Source organism: Thiothrix sp., from assembly GCF_028714775.1.
Classification (GTDB): domain Bacteria; phylum Pseudomonadota; class Gammaproteobacteria; order Thiotrichales; family Thiotrichaceae; genus Thiothrix.
Window position 1 is genome coordinate 31,141 of sequence record NZ_JAQTLS010000009.1, and the last position, 21,330, is coordinate 52,470.

21 protein-coding genes are annotated in these 21,330 nt (G+C 54.0%); 13 read left to right on the forward strand and 8 right to left on the reverse strand.

The window, feature by feature from the left end:
• Window positions 1-173: 173 nt before the first annotated feature.
• The 4 genes from PHE17_RS09800 to rrtA form a co-directional block, all read right to left on the reverse strand.
• Entirely contained in the window at window positions 174-1,334 is a 1,161-nt protein-coding gene (locus PHE17_RS09800; RefSeq protein WP_301015665.1) for a trypsin-like peptidase domain-containing protein, read from the reverse strand.
• A gap of 208 nt (window positions 1,335-1,542) precedes the next feature.
• Window positions 1,543-2,472 (reverse strand): YicC/YloC family endoribonuclease, encoded by a 930-nt coding sequence (locus PHE17_RS09805; RefSeq protein WP_363320097.1) that lies wholly within the window; start codon window positions 2,470-2,472, stop codon window positions 1,543-1,545.
• Window positions 2,441-3,130, reverse strand: coding sequence for a ComF family protein (locus tag PHE17_RS09810; protein WP_301015666.1), 690 nt, complete (start codon window positions 3,128-3,130; stop codon window positions 2,441-2,443). Before PHE17_RS09810 ends, PHE17_RS09805 begins: the two co-directional genes overlap by 32 nt.
• Window positions 3,130-3,702 (reverse strand): rhombosortase, encoded by a 573-nt coding sequence (gene rrtA, locus PHE17_RS09815; RefSeq protein WP_301015667.1) that lies wholly within the window; start codon window positions 3,700-3,702, stop codon window positions 3,130-3,132. The genes PHE17_RS09810 and rrtA overlap by 1 nt, the downstream gene beginning before the upstream one ends.
• A 90-nt stretch (window positions 3,703-3,792) precedes the next feature.
• Here rrtA and gspG point away from each other — a divergent pair, with 90 nt between their 5' ends.
• The 13 genes from gspG (at window position 3,793) to PHE17_RS09880 (ending at window position 17,696) form a co-directional block, all read left to right on the forward strand.
• On the forward strand, window positions 3,793-4,221 hold the full coding sequence (gspG, locus tag PHE17_RS09820) for a type II secretion system major pseudopilin GspG (protein ID WP_301015668.1): 429 nt from the start codon (window positions 3,793-3,795) through the stop codon (window positions 4,219-4,221).
• The gene (locus tag PHE17_RS09825) at window positions 4,190-4,723 is read left to right on the forward strand and encodes a GspH/FimT family pseudopilin (protein ID WP_301015669.1); all 534 of its coding nucleotides are present in this window, start codon (window positions 4,190-4,192) and stop codon (window positions 4,721-4,723) included. The genes gspG and PHE17_RS09825 overlap by 32 nt, the downstream gene beginning before the upstream one ends.
• Window positions 4,710-5,123, forward strand: coding sequence for a type II secretion system minor pseudopilin GspI (gene gspI, locus PHE17_RS09830; protein ID WP_301015670.1), 414 nt, complete (start codon window positions 4,710-4,712; stop codon window positions 5,121-5,123). Before PHE17_RS09825 ends, gspI begins: the two co-directional genes overlap by 14 nt.
• Window positions 5,120-5,716, forward strand: a complete 597-nt coding sequence (gene gspJ / locus PHE17_RS09835; RefSeq protein ID WP_301015671.1) for a type II secretion system minor pseudopilin GspJ — start codon at window positions 5,120-5,122, stop codon at window positions 5,714-5,716. The genes gspI and gspJ overlap by 4 nt, the downstream gene beginning before the upstream one ends.
• Before the next feature lie 164 nt (window positions 5,717-5,880).
• A complete protein-coding gene (locus tag PHE17_RS09840; protein ID WP_301015672.1) occupies window positions 5,881-7,023 on the forward strand; it encodes an efflux RND transporter periplasmic adaptor subunit in 1,143 nt (380 codons plus the stop codon).
• 30 nt (window positions 7,024-7,053) lie between these two features.
• Window positions 7,054-10,932: an efflux RND transporter permease subunit gene (locus PHE17_RS09845; RefSeq protein WP_301015673.1), complete on the forward strand. Its 3,879-nt coding sequence runs from the start codon at window positions 7,054-7,056 to the stop codon at window positions 10,930-10,932.
• 18 nt (window positions 10,933-10,950) lie between these two features.
• Window positions 10,951-11,871 carry a hypothetical protein gene (locus tag PHE17_RS09850; protein WP_301015674.1) on the forward strand — a complete coding sequence of 307 codons (921 nt, stop codon included), beginning with the start codon at window positions 10,951-10,953 and terminating at the stop codon, window positions 11,869-11,871.
• A gap of 19 nt (window positions 11,872-11,890) precedes the next feature.
• Entirely contained in the window at window positions 11,891-12,514 is a 624-nt protein-coding gene (locus tag PHE17_RS09855) for an AAA family ATPase (RefSeq protein WP_301015675.1), read from the forward strand.
• Between the two features lie 19 nt (window positions 12,515-12,533).
• Window positions 12,534-13,178 (forward strand): tetratricopeptide repeat protein, encoded by a 645-nt coding sequence (locus tag PHE17_RS09860; protein WP_301015676.1) that lies wholly within the window; start codon window positions 12,534-12,536, stop codon window positions 13,176-13,178.
• Window positions 13,179-13,399: 221 nt separating this feature from the next.
• A complete protein-coding gene (locus tag PHE17_RS09865) occupies window positions 13,400-14,209 on the forward strand; it encodes a hypothetical protein (RefSeq protein ID WP_301015677.1) in 810 nt (269 codons plus the stop codon).
• 2 nt (window positions 14,210-14,211) lie between these two features.
• Window positions 14,212-15,666 (forward strand): dynamin family protein, encoded by a 1,455-nt coding sequence (locus PHE17_RS09870; RefSeq protein WP_301015678.1) that lies wholly within the window; start codon window positions 14,212-14,214, stop codon window positions 15,664-15,666.
• A 39-nt stretch (window positions 15,667-15,705) separates the two neighbouring features.
• A complete protein-coding gene (locus PHE17_RS09875) occupies window positions 15,706-16,722 on the forward strand; it encodes an FAD:protein FMN transferase (RefSeq protein WP_301015679.1) in 1,017 nt (338 codons plus the stop codon).
• A gap of 71 nt (window positions 16,723-16,793) precedes the next feature.
• Complete coding sequence (locus tag PHE17_RS09880) at window positions 16,794-17,696, forward strand: DUF1566 domain-containing protein (protein WP_301015680.1); 903 nt, start codon at window positions 16,794-16,796, stop codon at window positions 17,694-17,696.
• A 78-nt stretch (window positions 17,697-17,774) separates the two neighbouring features.
• Here PHE17_RS09880 and PHE17_RS09885 read toward each other — a convergent pair whose 3' ends face one another.
• From PHE17_RS09885 to PHE17_RS09900, 4 genes are read right to left on the reverse strand one after another with little or no spacing between them, the layout of a single operon-like run.
• Window positions 17,775-18,830, reverse strand: coding sequence for an HD-GYP domain-containing protein (locus PHE17_RS09885; protein ID WP_301015681.1), 1,056 nt, complete (start codon window positions 18,828-18,830; stop codon window positions 17,775-17,777).
• A complete protein-coding gene (locus PHE17_RS09890) occupies window positions 18,823-19,326 on the reverse strand; it encodes a Rab family GTPase (RefSeq protein ID WP_301015682.1) in 504 nt (167 codons plus the stop codon). The genes PHE17_RS09885 and PHE17_RS09890 overlap by 8 nt, the downstream gene beginning before the upstream one ends.
• A gap of 11 nt (window positions 19,327-19,337) precedes the next feature.
• Window positions 19,338-20,816 (reverse strand): OmpA family protein, encoded by a 1,479-nt coding sequence (locus PHE17_RS09895; protein ID WP_301015683.1) that lies wholly within the window; start codon window positions 20,814-20,816, stop codon window positions 19,338-19,340.
• A 3-nt stretch (window positions 20,817-20,819) separates the two neighbouring features.
• Window positions 20,820-21,311, reverse strand: coding sequence for a hypothetical protein (locus PHE17_RS09900; RefSeq protein WP_301015684.1), 492 nt, complete (start codon window positions 21,309-21,311; stop codon window positions 20,820-20,822).
• Window positions 21,312-21,330: the final 19 nt, after the last annotated feature.

The following is a 21,330-nucleotide window of genomic DNA, read 5'->3' on the forward strand; positions in this document are numbered from 1 at the left end:
CTCGTCGTTCTGACCAGCAAGCCTAAAAGTTATCTGCTATTTCTTCAGTATTGTGGGCTTATTCACAAGCTCGGAATTCTATGCCTTAATTGCCACAACATCTACTAGTACCTAGAGTAAACATATAGCAAATGCTTCGTAAATGTCAATATATGTGGTGTAAAACTCTTCGCTCAACGCAGTTCACGTTCCCAGAACGGCTTCTCGCCCACATTCTGCGCTGGGCTTGATGCTGCTGGCGTAGCCCGGGCAGTATTTTTCTCAGGTGCACCGATGACAACGGTAATGTTGAGCGGTTTACCTGCCCGCAGCAAGGTGATGTTGACTCGCTCACCAATCCGCAAGTTCCCCACCATATTTTTGACATCAACGGCGTTGCTTACGTTTTTGCCATTCAGGCGGATAATGACATCAGCGGTTTTGACCCCCGCTTTTTCGGCGGCGGATTTCGGGATGACCAAGCGTACAAGTGCCCCTGCATTAGGTCTTGCGCCAGCGTTATTGGTCATGTTGATGTCACTGTCCTGAACCTCTATGCCCAACTGCCCGCGTTCGACCCGTCCATTCTGGACAATTTGGGTAATCACGCCTGCTGCCGTATTGATGGGGACGGAAAAGCCAATGCCTAAGTTACCACCACTTTGGTCGCCCAGAATGGCGGTGTTGATGCCAATCAATTGCCCTTGCAGGTTGACCAGTGGCCCGCCGGAGTTGCCCAAATTGATGGGGGCGTCGGTTTGGATGAAGTTTTCATATTCACTGATGCCGGGGTTGCGGTGCAGGGCGCTGATAATGCCGGAAGTCACGGTTTGCCCGATACCATAAGGATTGCCGATGGCGACCACGAAATCACCTACCCGCAGATGCTCAGAATCCCCAAAGGGCATGGCGACTAGCCGTTCAGGGGGGATTTGCAGCACTGCCAGATCGGCACGAGGGTCAACCCCAACGATTTGGGCTTGGTATTTACGCCCATCATTCAAGGTGACAAGGATATTGTCCGCTGACTCGATAACGTGGGAGTTGGTGAGGATGTGTCCCCGTTGTGCGTGAATGATGACGCCAGAGCCAGTACCACTGACTGGGCTTTCGGAATGGCTGTCACCAAAAAAGCGTTTGAAAAACGGGTCGCCGAGTAACGGCTCGCTCATTTGCTGGCGACCTTCTGTGCTGATGTTCACGACAGCAGGCGTTACCCTGTCCAGCATGGAGGCCAAAGAAGGCAAAGGCTGACCATTGACTTCGGTAGGAAGTGCGGCGTGCGCTGTGGTGGGTACGGCGGCAGGCAGGATCATCGCTGCTAGCAGTATCACGTTGCGCATTATTTTGGGCATGGTCATCTCTCGTTTTTTCCAGTTGTTGTTTGTCGTGCTTTTGGTCACTTACCCTGTAGTATGGTTCCCTTTTAGGTAAGATGCTGCCTCGGATTTCGACCAAACAGCTTTTTAGCCCTTCCTTATTCTCAGCATCAGGCGCTGGCGTTGTAAGTTTACAACAATGTAATGCGAAAACACTTAAAAATCTACAGGGGGTGAATTTACCCTATTCAATATTTTGCACCTGCTCGCGCATCTGCTCGATCATGACTTTGAGGTCAACGGCAGCTTGCGTGGTGTCGGCGTCGTTGGACTTGGATGATAGGGTGTTGGCTTCGCGGTTGAGTTCCTGCATGAGGAAATCGAGGCGGCGTCCGACTGGCTCGTTGCGTTCCAACACCTCATTGATTTCGTCTAGGTGTGCCATCAGGCGATCCAGTTCTTCTTCCACGTCCAAGCGTTGGGCGAGGATCACGAGTTCTTGTTCGATGCGGTTGTAGTCCGGTGAAATCTTCAGTTCGTCAATGCGGTTGAGGATTTTTTCGCGCTGGGCAGCAATGATGCCGGGACGGTGTTTACGGATGCGCACAATGATTTCCGCAATCTGGTCGCAACGCTGGTAAATGAAATCTGCCAAGCGTTTGCCTTCGCGTTCGCGGGTTTCCAAGAGGTCATCCAGCGTGTCTTGCAGTAAGGCTTTGGCGTGGGCGCAAAGGATGTCCATGTCGGGTTGGGAATCTTGTGCCACCCCCGGCCAGCGCAGGATGTCGACGGCTTTGAGCGGTTCCGGGTTGTCGGTAATGGATTCCAGTTGGCGGCAAGCAATGATCAGGGCGCGAGCCAACGGTTCGTTGATGCGGATTTCGCTGGTGTTGCTTTTGCTGGGGTTGAAACGCAGCGTGGTTTCAACTTTGCCGCGTTTGAGGGTGCTTTGGATGGTTTCGCGGAAAGCATTTTCTTGGCTGCGGAAGTCTTCCGGCAAGCGCAGGCTGATGTCGAGGTAACGGTGATTGACCGTGCGGGCTTCCCAGCTCATTGTGCCGTGTTCGGTGGTCAGTTCGCGGTGGGAAAAGGCCGTCATGCTGCGGATCATGTGTGTTTGCTTCCGGTTGTTTACTTGGTGCTTAATGGTAGTCGATTCGCGGCTCAAGTTCATGTTTTTGCCGCAAGGTAGGGCGGGCGCAAGACCACGCTTCAATGTGTTGCACGCCGTGTGAACGTAATAACCGCGCCAGTTCGCGGGTGGTTGCCCCGGTGGTGATGACATCATCAAAAATGGCAATGCGGGCGTAAGACAATGGTGCAGTAAGCTGGAATGCTTGGTTCAAGTTGTGTTGGCGCTGGCTGGAATCGAGTTCGGTTTGCGGCAATGTGGATTTGTGGCGTGTGACCGCGTGGGTCAGCAGCGGAACGCCGAGTTGCTTGGCTAACGGTCGGGCCAATTCCAAGGCTTGGTTAAAACCGCGTTTGTGTAAGCGGGCAGTATGCAAAGGAACCGGCAAGATGGCATCCGGTAGCTGCGCGATCTGCGGCAGGATGCCGCTGGCGGTCAATTCCCCGAGCGTGGCAAGTTCGCGGATGTGTTTGCCGAATTTGATCCCCAGCAGCAAATTACTGATTGGTGGCTGGTAGGTAAATGCGCTGATGCAAGTTTCGCAAGGTGCAATGGGGATGTTGTTGGTTTCCGGTAGCCACGGTAAATCATCGTGGCACTGCTGGCAAAGCGGGTGTCCTTCTAGGTGTGGTTGCCCACAGAAAGCGCAATCAGTTGGTAGGAACGCATCCATCAGCCGCAGGAAGTGGCGGTGAAACATCACGGTTTGTTAATGGGTTTGGCAAGGTGGAAGAGTGCCAGTATGACGCCACCTTCCATGCCATAAATATGGGCGGAATAAATGACGGGGGCGTCAATCAGGTTGGCTGACAAAGCGTTTCCCCCATGCAGCCAGTCCCATGCGGTTTTGCCGCAGATGCCGAGCAGGATCAGTAGGGCGGTTGCCCATTCCTTTTGCTGCGCAAATTGCAGGCCAGCGAGCATGAATAGGCCGTATAGCACACCCGAAAAGCCCGCGTACCAAGCCACTTCCGGGCTTAAGAACCACAGCCCCAAGCCAGTACAAGTGCTGATAAAAAGGATATGTGCTGCCAGTATGCGTGGTGGGGTTGGTGGGCGGTTGATGGAAGTCAGTAACCAGAATCCGCACAGGTTAAGCGCCAGATGCCAAAGGTTGGTGTGGATTAGGTTGCCTGTCCACAAACGCCATACCTGCCCGTCATCAATCAAGTGACGTTGGAAGATCAGGTCGCCCTGAAAGAGTTGCAGTAACAGCAAGCTAATGCTGAAAATAGCTGCAACGCCATAATGGTTGATGCATCGGTTGATCATGAGGATGGTTTTATTCTTTTCTGGGTGTGCAACATGGAAGGCAGTATGCCAGAATCCCCCTCATGAATCTTGCATGAGAGGACGAACTGCATGAATGTGAAAAGTATGCGTGGGCGCAAGCCGTTGGAAGCCGGTTTCTCGTTAACAGAATTGATGATTGTTATCGTGATTATCGGGATTTTGCTGGGGATTGTATTCAGTAATATGGATGTGTTGGATAAGGCTAACTCCCAAAAAGCCGAACAAGAAATCAGTAAATTTAAGATCAATCTGGAATCGTACCGCGCAGATAATGGCGCTTTCCCGCCATCGGGGGCGTTAAATGCCTTGGTTTCCAATCCGGGGAATGCACCCCGCTGGCGGCAGTACATGAAAAGCCTGCCGAAAGACCCGTGGGGTAGCGATTACCGTTACCTGAATCCGGGTTCGCACAATAATGAAATGGATGTTTACAGCATCGGGCCGGACAAGCGTGCAGGTACTGACGATGATATTGGCAGTTGGCGGCTGGAACGGTAAACCAGCCCGGCAAGCGGGTTATTCCTTGCTGGAAATGCTGATCGTCATTACGGCGGTTGGCATCTTGTACACGCTCGTGGGTTCCCTGTTGGGGTTGTCGGTGTCTGATCCCTTGAATGAAGAGGTGGCGCGGCTACGCGAGCGAGTCAGTCTGGCGCAGGACGAAAGCGTGGTGCGTTCGCAAGCGTTAGCGTTGGGTTTTGGTGATAAGGGCTACGCTTTTTTTACCCAAGGTGCTGATAAGGATGGTAAGCCGCAATGGGAACCGATTAAAGATGATGACCTGTTACGCCAATACAAATTACCGGATGGATATAAGCAGGTGCTTGATTTGCAGGGGCAGGCTGTGGTTTTAGATGCATTGCATCCGCAGGTATTCATTTTGCCAACGGGGGAAATGACGCCGTTTGAATGGCATTTGCGCTCCACGCCCGAACGCGAAGGTGTGCTGAAATTTGATGCGCAAGGGCGGCTTCAGGATGCGGTTCATGAAACGGGTTAAGGCGCGTCAGGCGGGTTTCAACTTGATCGAAGTCATGTTTGCCTTGTTATTGCTGGGGCTGGTGATCAGTATCAGTGTGGAAACCAGTGCGGGTGACATTGCGGGTTACAAACGTATGCGGGATGGTTCATTCGCCCGTTGGGTGGCACTGAACCAGGTCGCAGAAGTGCAATTGTCCAAGGAGTTTCCTGCCGAGGGTAAAGAATCGGGGGAGGCTGAGATGGGTGGTATCGACTGGAAGTGGCAGCAGGAAATCGTATCAGCCCCGAATGAGGATGACTTGCGCAAGATTCAGGTTTCCGTTTATCAGGCGGGGCAGCCGGATGAATTGGTCTCTATGCAAGTGGGTTATGTGGCTAATCCGCAGCCCAAGCCCCGGGCAAAGGTTCAAGCCCCATGAGAAAGGTGCGTGGTTTCACTTTGCTGGAATTGATGATTGCGATGGCGGTTTTTGCCGTGTTGGTGATGCTGTCGTACAGCTCCATCTCGTTGTTGCTGGATTCTAACCGTAACAATAGTGGGCGGCAGGCCGAGTTGCAGCAGTTGCAAAAGGCTTTGCTGTTTGTGGAACGTGATATTCATCAACTTGCCGACCGTGCGGTGAGTACGGAGTATGGGGAGGCGACGCCCGCTTTTCATACGCCAACAGATGCGGGTGTGTTGCTAGAGTTAACCCGAGGGGGTAACCCCGACATGGCTTGGGAATTGCGCACCTCTGGGCAAATGCGCAGCACCCTCCAGCGGGTGCGTTACGTGCTTGAAGATGACAAGTTGTTGCGGCAGAGCTGGAATCTGCTGGATCATCTGGAGACTGACCCGCCTGTCAGTGTTATTCTGCTGGAACAGGTCAAGTCGCTGAAGTTGCGTTTTAAAGGGGAAAAAGCTGATTGGGCCGAGGTATGGGAGGATGTGGGCTTGCCGAAAGCGGTGGAGTTGACGCTTGATCATGAAAACCTCGGGGAAATCAAGCGGATTTTCATCGGTTATTTATAAGAATTTGCTAATATTCCTCTGGGTTCACTGGAATTTGTAAGGGTTAAACGATATAGTTCCGCTAGGAAAGAGAGGGGAAGGAGTTCTGTTGCAAGCATGTTTCCGCGAACGTGTTTATCTCTCGTTGCCTTCAAATACTGCCGCTTTGAGGAATTAGTAAACGCATGAGCATAAGAAAAAATGCGCTTTGGTTGCTGGTCTTGGTATCGGGCGCATACCTTTTTCCTGTCGCACAGGCTGCCGAAATAGTCAGGGTTGAGGCGGCTGTGTCGCAGTCCCAGTCCGTGATGGGGAGCACTGTCATTCCCTATAAAGAAGTCACTTTATCTGCCCAGATACCAGGGGTGGTTAAGCTCGTTGCTGGGGAGGTGGGCTCCAGCTTTAAGCAGGGTGATGTTATCGTCCAAGTGGATGAGTCCCAAGTTCAGGCCAAGCGCAATGCTGTGCTGGCGCAGATCGCTACCGCGCAGGCGGTGTTGCAGAATTCCCAAGCCCAATACACCCGCGAACTGGTTTCCCCGCGCAGCAAGGATATTGGTGCAATGCCGGGCATGGGTTTGCCTGCGATGTTCGATATGTTCGCGGTACGCCCGTTTGCCGACTCTATGATGAACAATTATGACTCGGACATGGGGCGCTACACCGATCTGATGGGCAGTGCCTCGGGTGTGTCCCAGTCCCAATCCAATTTACAGCAGGCCATGTCGCAATTGCAGGAAATTGATGCGGCGGTGCGTGATGCCAAGTCGATTGCCCCGTTTGAAGGGATTGTGTTGGCGAAAATGGTTGAGGTGGGGGATACCGTCCAGCCCGGTCAGCCAATGATCAAATTTGGTTTTGTTAAGTACAAGCGTTTGCAGGCGGATGTGCCATCCGGGTTGGTGGGGAATCTGGATAAGGATATGGTTGTCCCTGTACGGATCGACGGTAATGTCAGTACAATGGCGAAAGTTTCACAAATTTATCCCATTGCCGATCCTAGCCGCCACACGGTTACGGTGAAATTTGATTTGCCGGTTGATGTGGTGGCTGCTCCCGGCATGTACGCTGAAATTTATTTGCCTGAGCGGAGTAAGGGTGATGCCAAGGTGGCAATCATTCCGCGCAGTGCCTTGCTGAGCGGGCGGAGTTTGCCGAGCGTGTTAGTCGTCAAGGATGACAATACTTCAGAGCTGCGTTTGGTACGGTTAGGTTCTGACCAAGGTGAAGGTATGGTTGAAGTGGTTTCGGGTGTCAGTGCTGATGAACGGATTGTGGATCACCCTCCCGCCGCCGTTTCATCCGGTTGGATGCCGCCCACAAAATAAAATAGTCCGCCCGCTAGGAATGTAATAAGCATGAACGAATCTCCACACAATACATCTCCCCATCCGCAGCACAATTTGGGCATGGCTGGTGCTATGGCCAAGGCGTTTATTACTTCGCCGCTCTCGCTCTTGTTGCTGTTGGCTTTTTTTGCCGTGGGTACGTTGGGGATGTGGATCACGCCCCGTCAGGAAGACCCGCAGATTTCCGTGCCAATGGTGGATATTTTTGTCCGCTACCCCGGTGCTTCCGCGCAAGAAGTGGAAAACCTGATTTCCCGCCCGCTGGAAAGCATCATGTCAGAAATGACGGGTGTGGATCACGTTTATTCCTATTCTGCCCGTGAAGAGTCGATGGTCACGGTGCAGTTCATCGTCGGGCAACAACTTGAGCCGTCACTGGTCAAGTTGCACGACAAGCTTGAATCCAATAAAGACCGTATTCCCATTGGGGCAGCGCCGCCACTCGTCAAGCCTAAGGGGGCGGATGATGTGCCCTTGGTAACACTGACCCTGTGGTCGAATGCGGTGGATGATGCCAACCTGCGCTTGGTGGGGCTGGATGTGCTACAAAGCCTGCGGGAAGTGGCAAATACCAGTCAGAGCTTCATCGTTGATGGGCGGCACGAAGAATTACGGGTAGAAATCCTGCCGGAACGTTTGGCGACCTTCGGGGTATCGCTGGAACAGGTGGCGGGCGCGATCCGCATGGCGAATTCCGAGCGCAATACCGGGGCAGTCGAACCCGATCAGCGCACTTTCAAGGTTTACAGCGGTGCTTTCCTGAATTCTGCTGAAGACGTGAAACGCCTGATGGTGGCGGTCATTGAGAACCGTCCGGTTTATGTGCGGGATGTGGCGACGGTAACGGAAGGCCCCAGCGACGCGAGCCGTTCAGTGGGCTACTACACCGGGCCGGGAGTGCGTGAGTACGGTTTACTGCATAAGATTAAAGCCTTCTTCTTCGGCGAAAAAGTCGAAGAGCAAGCCAAAGAAGTCGCAGACAATGCCCCAGCGGTAACGCTGGCGATTGCTAAGAAACACGGCACTAACGGTGTGGATGTCGCCAAAGCAGTGTTGGATAAGCTGGAGACCCTGAAAGGCCGGGTTATCCCTGACAATGTGCATGTGAATGTTACCCGTAACTACGGCGAAACGGCAGATGCCAAGGTTAGCGAACTGATTTTCAAACTGTTCGTGGCAACGGGCATCGTGACGGTGCTGGTATGGTTCTTCCTCGGCTGGCGTGCGGCTGGCGTGGTGCTGATTGTTATCCCAGCGGTTATTACCACCACGGTATTCTCTGCGTGGATACTGGGAATGACCATTGACCGGGTATCGTTGTTTGCGCTGATTTTCTCTATTGGGATTTTGGTCGATGACGCGATTGTGGTGGTGGAAAACATCTACCGGCGCTGGTTGCTGATTGAAGATACCGATGTGGAAACCGCTGTCGATGCGGTGCGCGAAGTGGGCAACCCTACTATTCTGGCAACCGGGACGGTCATTGCAGCTTTGCTGCCGATGGGGTTCGTCAGTGGCATGATGGGGCCGTACATGCTGCCTATCCCGTTGTTGGGGTCGGTGGCGATGGTGATTTCTTTGTTCGCCGCGTTTGCTTTCACCCCGTGGCTGACTAACCGTCTCAAGCCTTCCTTGCACAGTTTGCGGGAAGCGGCGGAGAAAGAGCATAAACAAGCTGCGCGGATGGAAAAACTGTTCCGTGGCCTGATTATCCCGTTGGTGTCAGACCGTAAAAAAGGCCGGTTATTCTTGCTGAGTATCGTGGTGGTGTTTTTTGCCTTCATGATGCTGTTTTACCCGATGAAGGCGGTGCGCGTAAAAATGCTGCCGCTGGATAACAAGCCTGAATTCAACGTGGTGCTGAACATGCCGGAAGGCACGGCGATGCCCGTGACGGCTAACCTGTTGCATAGCATGGCGCTCAAATTAAAGGCTATCCCAGAAGTGACCGCGCTCCAGACCTACACGGGTACGGCGTCACCGTTCAACTTCAACGGTTTGGTGCGCCACTATTACCTGCGCCAACAGCCGTGGCAGGCCGATATTCAGGTGCAATTGACTGACAAGCACGACCGTCACCGCAGCAGCCACCAAATTGCGGTGGAAGCCCGCGCCTTGCTGCAACCGTTACTGAAAGGTTCTGGCGGCAAGTTGCAAGTGGTTGAAATGCCACCTGGCCCGCCTGTGCTGCAATCGGTGGTGGCGGAAATCTATGGGCCGGATGCCAACACCCGCCGCCAGATTGCTACCGACATGACCAAGATGTTCGAGCAAGCCGAGAACTTGGATGATGTTGATAATATGATGGAAGAGGATCACGACATCCTGCGTTTCATCGTCGATTCTGACAAGGCGCAACGCAACGGTATTACCGCCGAAGATGTCAACCGCACGCTGGAAATGGCGATGGGTGGCTTCATTCTGGGCGACATCAAGAAAAATGCGTTGATCGACCCGACCCGCATTGTCATGCAGGTTCCGCTGAGTGCGCGTTCACAGATTTACCGCTTGTCGCAACTGCCCGTTACCAACCGCACCGGGCAATTTGTGCCTTTGCATGAGTTGGGGACGTTCGTTTTCGACAAGCAGGATAAACCGCTTTACCGCAAAGATTTGCGTTCGGTTGAATTTGTGACGGCAGAAACGGTTGGGCGTCTGGCAGCTCCTGTGTATGGTCAGGGGCAAATCGAAACCATGCTGGCGGAAGCCAATGATGGCAAAGGCTACCGTACCCCGGATGGCACACGTTTGGTGGATGAAGCCTACTGGCTGAAATCACCCCAAGGCGTGGAAGGCAAATCGGCCTTTGAATGGGGCGGGGAATGGACAGTGACATGGCAAACTTTCCGCGACATGGGGATTGCGTTTGCTGCGGCACTGGTGCTGATTTACATGCTGATCGTGGCGCAGTTCGGTAATTTCACCTTGCCTGCGATCATTATGGCACCGATTCCGCTGACCTTGATCGGGATTGTGCCGGGGCATTGGCTGATGGATGCGGAATTTACCGCCACTTCCATGATCGGTTTCATTGCGCTAGCGGGGATCATTGTGCGTAACTCCATCTTGCTGGTGGATTTTGCGCGGGAAGCGGTGGCGAGCGGTGAAACGGTGCTGGAAGCGGTGATCCATTCCTGCGAAGCACGTACCCGCCCGATTGTGATTACCGCATTGGCGTTGTTCGGCGGTTCGATGGTGATCTTGTCTGACCCCATTTTCCAAGGGATGGCTGTATCGCTGATCTTTGGGGGTGCGGTTGCTACGCTGCTGACCTTGCTGGTCATCCCGTTGGGTTGCATCAGTGCAGGTCGTTCAATGGGGTCTTGCCCGATTGGGGGTGAACCGCCCGATGGTTCCGGTGGCGGGCAAGGGAGCGCAGGTCAAGCTACTAAACCCGGTAAAAGCATCGGTCAAATTGGCAAAGAAGTTGTTACTTACACAGGTATGTACGGCGTTTCGCTGGGTAAAAGCTTTGTGCAAGGCGTCGTAGGTTGGTTTGCCGCAGGCGGTAAGTTACTGCAACAACGCAAAAAGCGTAAGCACGAAAAAGCTGAGCGTGAACGTCAAGCCGCAAGGGCGCGGGTAGAGGCGGCGGCTAAGCCCAAGCCAGCTAAGCCAGTCGTTGCTGAAGTAAAAAGTGCTCCGCCGGTCGTATCTGCACCTGTGGCAGAGGTGGACGTGCCCGCCGTAGCCGCTGTGCCGGAAACCCCAGAGGTGGAAGTTCCAGTAGCCGATGTGCCAGCAATCCCTGAGGTGGAAGCACCTGTAGCCGATGCGCCGGAAGCCGTTGAGGCGGAAGTTTCCGCCGATGTACCGGAAACGCCAGAGGTGAAGGAACGCAAAAAATCCCCAGCTAGACGCGGAATAAAACTTAAGACGGATATTTAATCTGGAAGGAAAATGATGATGAAAATGTTTAATAAGAAACAACTGGCTGTTGCCGTTGCCACGGTTGCCACTTCGGCAAGCTTGGCATTGCTCAGCGCCAATGTTAGGGCTGAAGACAATTTGCCACCGCCGCCGCCCGGCCCCTTTATTGCTGAAGGTGCGCAAGCAGCGCCAGTCGGTGATGCTTCCGCAGTGGCTCCAGCAGCAGTTGCGCCTGCGGCAACGGCTGCTCCTGCCATGGCTGCCCCGGAAGTTGCCGCAGCTCCTGCTGCGCCAGCCGCCCCAGCAGTGACACTGGCTACACCAGAAATGCCTGCTGCGCCAGCCGCACCAGTGGCAGAAGTAAAAGCGCCTGAGGCTCCTGTAGCTCCAGCGGCAGCAGAAGTGAAAGCGCCTGAAGCCCCGACCGCGCCAGTAGCAACAGAAGCGAAGGCCCCTGAAGCACCAGCCGCGCCGGAAATGCCTGCCATGCCGGACAGTATTAAAGCACCAGAGGCTTCCGCAGCGGCAGCAGTACCAGCTATCCCTGAAGCCCCCGCAGTTCCTGTTGCACCTGAAATGCCTGCCGTTCCAACTGCACCTGAAGCGCCAGTTCAACCGCAAGCCAGCAAAGCACCTGAAATGCCAGCAGCTCCACAAATGCCGTTACCGCCACCGGGGGCTTATTATTACTTGTATGCTATCCCGATGCCTGCGATGCCAAACAACGTGGGGCAGGGTGGTCAAGGTGGCATGATGCCGCAGCAAGGGCAATACATGGGGCAACCGATGCAAGGCCAGCCTGATCCGCGCATGATGATGCAACATCAGCAGCACCAAGGCCAAGGCTACGGCAGGGTTCCGCCACCGGGCTACGGTCAAATGCCGCCAATGCCAAACGGTCAGCAAGGGCAACCAATGCCGCCTGCGCCGGAAATGCAAGCGCCCGTTCAACAGTAATGATGAAGTGAGTGTTGGGATGATTACGCTGATTGGGAACCTTAAAGGTGGAACCGGGAAAAGTACCGTAACGTTCAATTTGGCGTTGTGGGTAGCAACCCGCCACAACAAGCACGTTGTCGTGTATGATTTGGATCCACAGGCAACCACCTCTGATGCGTTTGAAATCCGCGCAGATGAAGGTTATTTGCCTGCCATTGCACCGCTTACCACGGCGGCAACGCTGGGGACAGAAGGGAAAAATACCGAAGTCCTCGTTGATATGGGCTTAGCCGATATGGCATCACTGGAAACCGCAGTACGCAAAGCTGACCGGATTCTTGTGCCAGTCGCACCCAGTCAGGCCGATGTCTGGTCTACACAGCGTTTCCTGAAAATGGTTAGCGACATCCGGGGCGGGCAACCCGTGGAAATACTCGGGGTCATCAATCGCGCAGACACCCATCACGCAGTACGTGAAACTGCCGAAGCGGCGGAAGCCATGCAAATGCTGGGCAACATACGCCTGCTCGAACCACGCTTATACATGCGCACCACTTATCGGCGCTCTTTCAGCGAAGGTTTGGCAGTATTTGAAATGGAACCCCGTTCTAAGGCAGCAGCAGAAGTCGAAGAATTGGGACGGATACTTTATCCGGTATAAAACATAAAAGGAGATTCAGATGCATATTTTACGTTGGTTAATGAAACATCCACTCATTTTGGCTTGGGTGTTGGCGTTGACCGCCATCCTGCTGAACTTTGGTCTGGGCGGCACGGCTAATAATGGTTATAAAATTGCCGCTGGGCATAAGCCAGCCGCTGCTGAACAACAGGCCGCCGCTGCGACAGCAGCACCAGCACAAGCCACCGCGCCTGCTGTTACCGCAGAAGTAGCGCCCGCTGCTGTTCCTGCACAAGTTGCAGCACCTGCCGTGACCGCAGAAGCAGCACCACAAGCCGCTGCACCTGCTGTTACCGCACCAGCCCAGCCGCAAGCGGTTGCCGGTGAAGTTGCGGGCGCAAGCAGTGAAGCTGATTTACTGCGTGCCGCACGTGAAGCCTTCTGGAGTAACGAACTGGATAACGCTGTTGGTTTTTACACATCCTTGTTGAAGCAAGCCCCTGATTCCGTGGAATACAAAGGCGAACTCGCCAATGTTTACTGGAAGCAAGGCAATGCCCAGCAAGCAGCAACGCTGTTCGCGGACATCGCGCCACAGGTTGCAGCCCAAGGCCGGACGACGGAAGCACTCAACATGAAATTGTATGTTGATATGGTTGACCCGGAATTGGCGAAAAAAATTGACGCAGGAATGAACAAGTAATTTTTGTTAGTATTACTTGTGACAGGCAGGGTTAGGGGTTTGACATGACCCTTCCCTGCCTTTATTGTCGGATAAAAGCATAAAGAACATTTTTACCATCCAAAGAAAAACAGGAAGATTTATGACGAGCGCCTTGCATAAAGCGTGAGTATTGCATTCACAGTTAGGGTTAAAGCTGGTGGAACGGATGTTTCAGGCAGCACCCGCGACAGGAGCCATGTATGGAAAAAATCGAAAAGCCCTCAGACATCAATGAGGTGGAGCAGAACTTGCATTACGTTGAAGATGAGTTACAGAACTTTGAGGAAAGGCAAGTCAACGTAACGCGCACTTTGCAGATGATTGTCTATCCAGCCATGGTTGCCTTCATCATCCTCTGTGCTTACGGTTTCTTTTTGATCCAATCCTTGACCACAGACGTACATCGGCTGACGGAAACGATTGCGGGCATGAGCCAAACTGTCCACACCAATATGGGTAGCATCTCCGGTACGATGAATACCATGAACCAGCAGATGTCTAGTCTGGTGGATTCCACCGATCAGATGACTAACAATATTGTGGGAATGAACACCAGTACGCAGGACATGGCGGGCAACATCCAGCAGATGAATGCCTCCACCCAGAACATGGCGGTTTCAACCTACAATATGCAGCATGACATGTGGTCGATGAACAAGAACATTTCCGGGCCGATGAAAATGTTCAATAAGTTCAGCCCGTTTGGTAACGACAAAACCACGCCCTATGTGGTTCCGCCACCTGCGGCTACCGCCACACCGTATTACAACAATTATTATGGATGGCAGCAGCCAGCCGTTGGGGTACAAGTGCCAGCACCTGTTGCGCAACAACAACCCCAGCAGCCGCAACCTGCCGCCGCCGTAGCTGTGGAGCCAGTCGCTGTGCCTCCCGCAGACAATGCGGCAACCGTTCCGGCAACACCCACCGATGCAGCAACCGCCAAAGACGGGCGCAGTGCTGCGGACACATTACAAGAACCTGTACTTGCGAGTGCAACAAGAGGATAGCTATGACGCCAGCCAAGCGAATGGAGCAACGCCTGAAGCGTTTGCAGGAGCATCTCAAGCGAGAAAACCCGGTACTGGTTGAAGCCGTTAACCAATACCGCGAATTGGATGCCGTTGCCCAAAGACTTGGCTTGTTGACTGCCGGGGAATCTTACGCCACCCAGATTTCATGGTGGCCTTTGGTTTCCATTTTGGGGACATTCTCTGCCGGTAAGTCCAGCTTCATTAACACCTACTTGGGCGTTGACCTGCAACGTACTGGCAATCAGGCGGTGGATGACCGCTTTACCGTGATTACCTTTAGCCCCGATGGGCAAGTGCGCACCTTGCCGGGTGTGGCACTGGATGGCGACCCGCGTTTCCCGTTTTATCAGATCAGCGAGGAAATCGAACACGTTTCCGCTGGTGAAGGGGCGCGGATTGATAACTACCTGCAAATGAAAGTAGCCCCCAGTGAAAAGCTGCGCGGGCGCATCCTGATTGACTCGCCGGGGTTTGACGCTGACGAACAACGCAAGGCCACCCTGCGCATTACCGACCACATTATCGAACTGTCGGACTTGGTGTTGGTATTCTTCGATGCCCGCCACCCGGAACCGGGCGCGATGCAGGACACGCTGGAGCACCTAGTCAAAGGTTCGATACGCCGTACCGATGGCAGCAAATTCATGTTCATCCTCAACCAGATTGATACCTCCGCGCGGGAAGACAATCTGGAAGACATCGTGTCTTCGTGGCAGAAAGCCTTGGTGCAGCAAGGGTTGTCGGCGGGGAGTTTCCACATCCTGTTCAACGATAAACTAGCAGTGCCTGTGCCGGATGAAAACGTGTGGGCGCGTTATGTCGCCAAGCGTGATACCGATTACAAGCGCATCATGGCACGCATAGATAGCGTCAATATTGAGCGCGTTTACCGCATCGTCGGCTCAATGGAATCGCAAGCCAACCAGATTGAACAACAGGCTGTCCCGCGCTTGCGCGAGGCATTGCAGCGTTGGAAAGTGCAAGTACTGGTCGGCGATGTCGTCGGGCTAGGTTCTTTGGCGGTTGCCTTGCTGGCGATGAGCATTGAATTCGGTTACTGGGAAGGCTTGCTGTTTAACCCACCGTGGTTGGCTTCTTTGCGGGGGAATACCTTCTTTACGGGCGTGAGTATTGCCATCCCGGTATTGATTGCGGTGGGGCTGCATTTCCTGATCCGTCAGAAATTGGCAAAGCGCATGGCAGAACGCCTGAGCCAGAAAGAGCCTTACGGTAATTTGGCGGCGGCTTTCAAGAAAAGCACGCGCTTTTGGCGCAGCATCTTCCAAACCTCACCAGCGGGTTGGAACCGGCGCACCCGTCGACGGCTGGATGGTATCCGCGATGCTACCGACCGTTTTGTCCAATATTTGAATGACAAGTTTACCAGCCCGTCCGGTGGCAAAGATTCTGCCGCGCCTGGTACGTCGGCCTAACACGGTACACCCTGTATGCGTTTGAATTGGAAACAATGGATGCCAGCCCTCGTGCTGGCCTTGTTAGTGGGGGCGTGGCTGCTGTTGGGTGGCGCTCAGCGCCAGTCCGGGATGCAGCTTGAAGGCATGGCGGGGATGGCATCGTGGCACGCGACCATCAGCGACCCACCGGCGGGTCTGGATGAAACGGCACTCAGCGCGGGCATTGCCCAAGCCTTTTTCCACAGCAGCAAACTGATTGCGACGTGGGATAAGGGGTCAGAAATTTCCAACTTCAATGCGCATCAGGGTGAGGATTGGTTCCCGGTTTCCGCTGAATTGGCGAAGCTGGTGACAAGCACCTTGCAGTTCAGCCAGCAAAGCAATGGGGTTTACGATGTCACTATCCGCCCATTGATTACTTTGTGGGGTTTCGGTTCGGCAGTCGATAAAAAGGGTGTCGTGCCGGATCAGGCCGCGATTGATGCCGCCCGTGCAAAAGTGGGCTACCAGAAATTACAGGTACGCCTTGATCCTCCCGCCTTGCGTAAAACCCAGCCAGACCTTCTGGTGGAATTGGCTTCCGTCGCTGATGGCTTTGCCGCCGATCAGGCCGGGCAGTATCTGGAATCGCTGGGTGTCCACAATTACATGGTTGAAATTGCCGGTGAAATCCGTACCCGTGGGCTTAGTCCGCGTGGTGATGCCTGGCAGATTGCAATTGAAAAGCCGCAGGATAACGGGCTTGCCATCCAAAAGGGCGTGCGTTTAGAAAATGCAGGCTTGGCAACATCGGGCGATTACCACAACTTTTTCACCAAAGACGGCAAACGCTATTCGCACACGATTGACCCGGCAACCGGGTATCCCGTTGAGCACAAACTGGCATCGGTGTCGGTGTTGGCAGCGGAAACAACCATGGCAGACGGTTACGCCACCTTGCTGATGGCACTGGGCGAAGACAAGGGCAAGGTGTTCGCCGAGCAACACGGGCTTGCCGCGTTCTTTATCTGGCGTAGCGGCGGCAGCTTTGCGACTTATGCAACTCCGGCGTTCCAGAAGGTGTTGATGGATTAGCGCCATTGGTTCACATCCCGCCCTCAGTCTGCTATTAATGCAGCATCAGTTTCACCCGGCAACCGCACCCCATGCCCAAAGCCTTTATCAGTTATGCCCGCGATGGCAGCCACGGCGAAAACCTTGCCGCCGAAATCCAGCAGCAGTTGCAAGCGGCTGGCTTTGCTGTTTTCCGTGATGTCATCGGGCTGAAACCCGGTGATCCGTGGTTCCACAAGTTAGACCTCGAATTGGAAAGCAGCCATGTGATGGTATTGGTCTTGTCGGAAAAAGTCCGAACATCCACATGGGTTCCTAGCGAAGTGGATATGGCGAAAGAACTCGGTATTCCAATTGTTCCGGTGCTGGCAGAAAAGATGATACGCCCGACATGGATTCGGCATTTGCAGGCACTGGATTTTTGTGGGGCACGGGATTGGCGGGTATTACTGGAGGCGATTGGGCATCATGTGGGAGAACCCTCACCCCCCAACCCCCTCTCCCGTGAAACGGGCGAGGGGGAGCGAGAGGTTGCTGTTTTAGCCCCTCGCCCGCTTGGCGGGAGAGGGGTTGGGGTGAGGGAAAACAGCGTGCCAGGTCGCTACATTATCCACAACAACGGCACGGTGACGGATACCCAAACCAAGCTAATGTGGAAACGGTGCAGTGAAGGGCAAAGTGGAGCAGATTGTAGTGGTGAACCTGCCAGTTTTACATGGGATGACGCCATGTCGATGTTCGGTAAGGGGGGCAGCTTCGCTAGCTACAATGATTGGCGGATGCCAACCATTGAGGAGTTGAAAACGCTTGTGGATAACAGCCAAACGCCGACGATTGACCAAACAGCGTTTCCAGATACTCTAGCTAGCTGGTATTGGTCGTCCACAGAAAATGGTGCGTCCTTCGCTTGGTATGTTGACTTTTACGACGGTGACGGCGATTGGGACAACCGCTACGTTGTTCTCCCTGTGCGGTTAGTCCGTTCTGGTCAGTGATTTTGTTTTTGCAATCTGCCCCAAACAGGACAGTGTTGCGTGCAAATCACAGGTTGAACTTGAGATTTGCACGGTCGCTTAATACGACACTATCAAATCCTTGATTTCATGCACTTCGGTGCGGATGCGCCGCATCACCGGCAGCAGTTCGAGGAACACCGCGAACAGTTCCGGGTCGAGGTGCGAACCCGCCATGCTGCTCATCAGGGCAATAGCATCTTTTTCACACATGGCTTTTTTGTAGACACGCTCATGCACGAGGGCGTCGTAAATGTCCACGATGCTGGTGATGCGGGCGGTAATGGGGATGTTTTCGCCCTTGAGTTCACGCGGATAGCCGGAGCCGTCCCATTTTTCGTGGTGGCACAAGGCGATTTCTGCCGCCATGTCGAGCGCGGGGATGTTGGCATCTTGCAGCATTTTTGCGCCGATTTCGGTGTGGCGTTTCATGATGGAAAATTCAACGTTGGTGAGCTTGCCTTTTTTCAGCAGGATTTTGTCGGGGATGCCGATCTTGCCGAGGTCGTGCATGGGTGCGGCAATGCGGATGTCGTCAATTTGCTGGGTAGGCCAGTTGAGCGCTTTTGCCATCGCGGCGGCGTAAAGCCCGATGCGGCGTACATGAGCGCCGGTTTCTTCGTCGCGGTAGCTGGTAACGCTGACCAATTTGATGGCGATTTCTTCTTCGCGCTGTTTGATCTTGATGGTGCGTTTTTGCACTTCGTTTTCGAGCTTTTCTTGGGTCAGCAGGCCATTGCGCACTTGTTGCAGGCGGCTGACTTCTTGGCGGTATTTTTCCCCTAAGTTTTGCAGGAGCAGAACGGCGTGGTCGTCTACCCACACGGCGGTGGCTTCGAGTGCCAGTTCGTTGCCGAGTTCGTCGGTTTCGATCCACGAGCCGGAAGCCAGCGGAGTAGCGAGGTGTTCGTGCCAGTGCTGTTCCGCATCATCCATGAAACAGGTCAGGTAGGGGAATAGCTCGGGCAGGTCGCAGGTTTGCGGGTAGGAGGATTTGCCCAAGAAAAACACCAGCCATTCGGGGGCGGGGTTGTGCAGGGTGAAACACCCGTTGGGTTCGCGCACGAAGACCACGATATTGAGCGAGTCGTAGATGGCGGATAACAGCTTAGTCATGGTTTGACCCCCATTGTTTGATCAGCGCCAGAAAGATGTCTGCCACGCCGTTGTCGAGTTTGGCGCTGGTTTCCAGCACAGGGTAGCCGAATTGTTCCAGCGGGCGGATGTGTTGCCCATCGACCTGCCAATGGGGTTTGAGGTCAGCTTTGTTGAGGGCGAAAACCATCGGCAGTTCGCCGACGTGTTGTTTCACCATCTCGTGTATCGACAGGGCAACGTCGTAGGAGTTTTGGCGCGTGCCGTCAATGACGATGATGTAACCCGCCATGCCGCGCAGGTAAGCGGTGCGGATGTTGGTGAAATCGTCTTCCCCTGCAATGTCCCAGATGATCAGCGATAGCTCGTTGCCGTCGTGGGTGAGCTGTTTTTTGTCGATTTTGACGCCGACGGTGGTGAGATATTTTTCACTGAACAGGCTGTTGACGTAGCGGCTGATCAGGCTGGTTTTACCCACCGAGAACGAGCCGAGCAGACATATTTTTTTCTGTATCATCAGTGTTGCCCTTAAAAAAGTGTCACCCGGTAACTGGTGCTGCGTTCGTTTTTCTGTAGGGTGGCGGGTTGTCCCGCTTGCTTGGCGCTGTAAGCCACGACGGCGAAAGCCGGTACGCCGCCGCGCACCAGTGCGTCCCGCAGGTTTTCAGCACGCAGTTCGGCGAGTTTCTGGTTAATGTCGTTAGTGCCGCTGTCGTCAGCATTGCCCGCGATCAGGATTTGCGGGGTTTTGCCGGTTTGGTGGGCAGCTTGGATTAATTCACGGATGGTCTTGCCGAGTTGCAGCAGCATCGGGTCGTCTAATCCAACATCGGCTTTGCCTGCTTCAAACGGGTAAGTACTGGCTTCAATCTGCTGGGTAAGCTTGCTGATGGTTTGCGCTGCGGTGGTGAGTTGCTGCGCTTGTTGGGTTTGTTGCCGTAGCTGTTGGCGTTGCTGGTCTGACAGGGTAGTAACCGAATTTTGCAGTTCGCTGGTGTGGGTCTGCAATTCACGCAGGCGCTCATTCAGGGTTTGCAGCACCTGTTGTTGCGCTTGTTTGGCTTCAGCTTCCTGTTGCGCTAGCTGTTGGTAATGCTGGTAAAGCAAGTAGCTAGCCGCACCCACCAAGCTTAGCAATACCAATAGTGCCAGCCAGGGGGGGCGCTTTTGCACATGCTGTTGCTGTGATTTCAGGCAATCTGCCAACAGGTTTTCGGTCGCGGTAAAGGCTTCCGTATTGCCGTTGAAGGCTTTGAATGCCGGGGCGTATTGGCGGTGGATATTCGCCGCCGTTTCCATCAGCAAATTGGGTAAATCTGCCGGAACTGTGCCGCGTACCACCATTGCCAATACCGCGTGGGGGCCGTGTTCCAGCAGTACGGTCAATTCCCCCAAACTCAAGGTGCGTAAGGTGTCGGTTTGGTTGACCGCGAACGAGTCAGCAATGAAATCTTGGATTGCGGTCAACATCCCGGAAACCATTGCCGGGTCTTTGCTGATGGCGTGCGGGGAGGCGACGTGTTGCAACAGCAAACCGCTTTCCCGATGGATCAGGAATACCTGTTCCACTTGGTAAACCAGCGTGTTGAGCAGCGCGACCTTGGCGTAAGTTTGCCCGCTACGCCATGCATCGAAACGCCATTTCCACGAGCGCAACGACAGGCTGTTTTCCAACACTTGGTTGAGGGTTTCCAGCGCTTCGCTCAAGGCTTGGTTGATGGACTTGCGGATGGCAGGCCCCATGACCGGGTACAGTACGTCGGCAAAACGTTTGGGGTTATTGCAGATCGACTGGGTTAAGGCGTTTTCAATGGTCGGCGCGAGGGCGTCGGACAGGGAATTGTCCTGCGACCCGCGCAGGGTGAGCGCTTCGGAAATGATGTTGGCGACGCTGGCACTGTATTTGTCAGATTGTTCAAACTGCTCCTTCAGTGCCAGCAATTCGTCGTAATCTTTCCCGAAAAGCAGGCGGCGCAACTGCACAACGTCAGGTGTCCCCACTGTCATGGCTTACACGGCGTCTAAGGTCAATTGGCGGGTCACATTGTCAAGCAGGGCAGCCAAGGCTTTGCGGTCAATCTTGTCATTGCGCAGTTGTTCTGCTGCTTGCTTGATTTCCCCGAGGATGTCTTCGCGCTGCTGTTCCAAGCGTTGGGCAAAGGCATCTTGGGTGTGCTGCAATTGGCGGAACAGGCTGTCGATGTTTTTTCCCGCCTGTTCGTAATGCTTGCGGGCATTACCGGCATCGCCAATGCGGGCGCGGGATTCTTCTGCCAACAGGTCATGGATCAGGTGGATTTCATGGTTCATGGCGTCGTGGTTTTTACGCATTTCATCGCGCACAGAATTAGTCCATACCTTGACGAAACGTTCCAGTGAGGCCAGACGGCGGTCATTCTCGCGGGCATGTTCGCCCAGCAAGATGTTGCGTACCATGTCTAGGTTTTTATCTTGCGCAGGTGGTGGGGCAAGATCAACTTCGGTGTCAGCTATCGTTATCATTGTTTTTTTCTTATTGGGT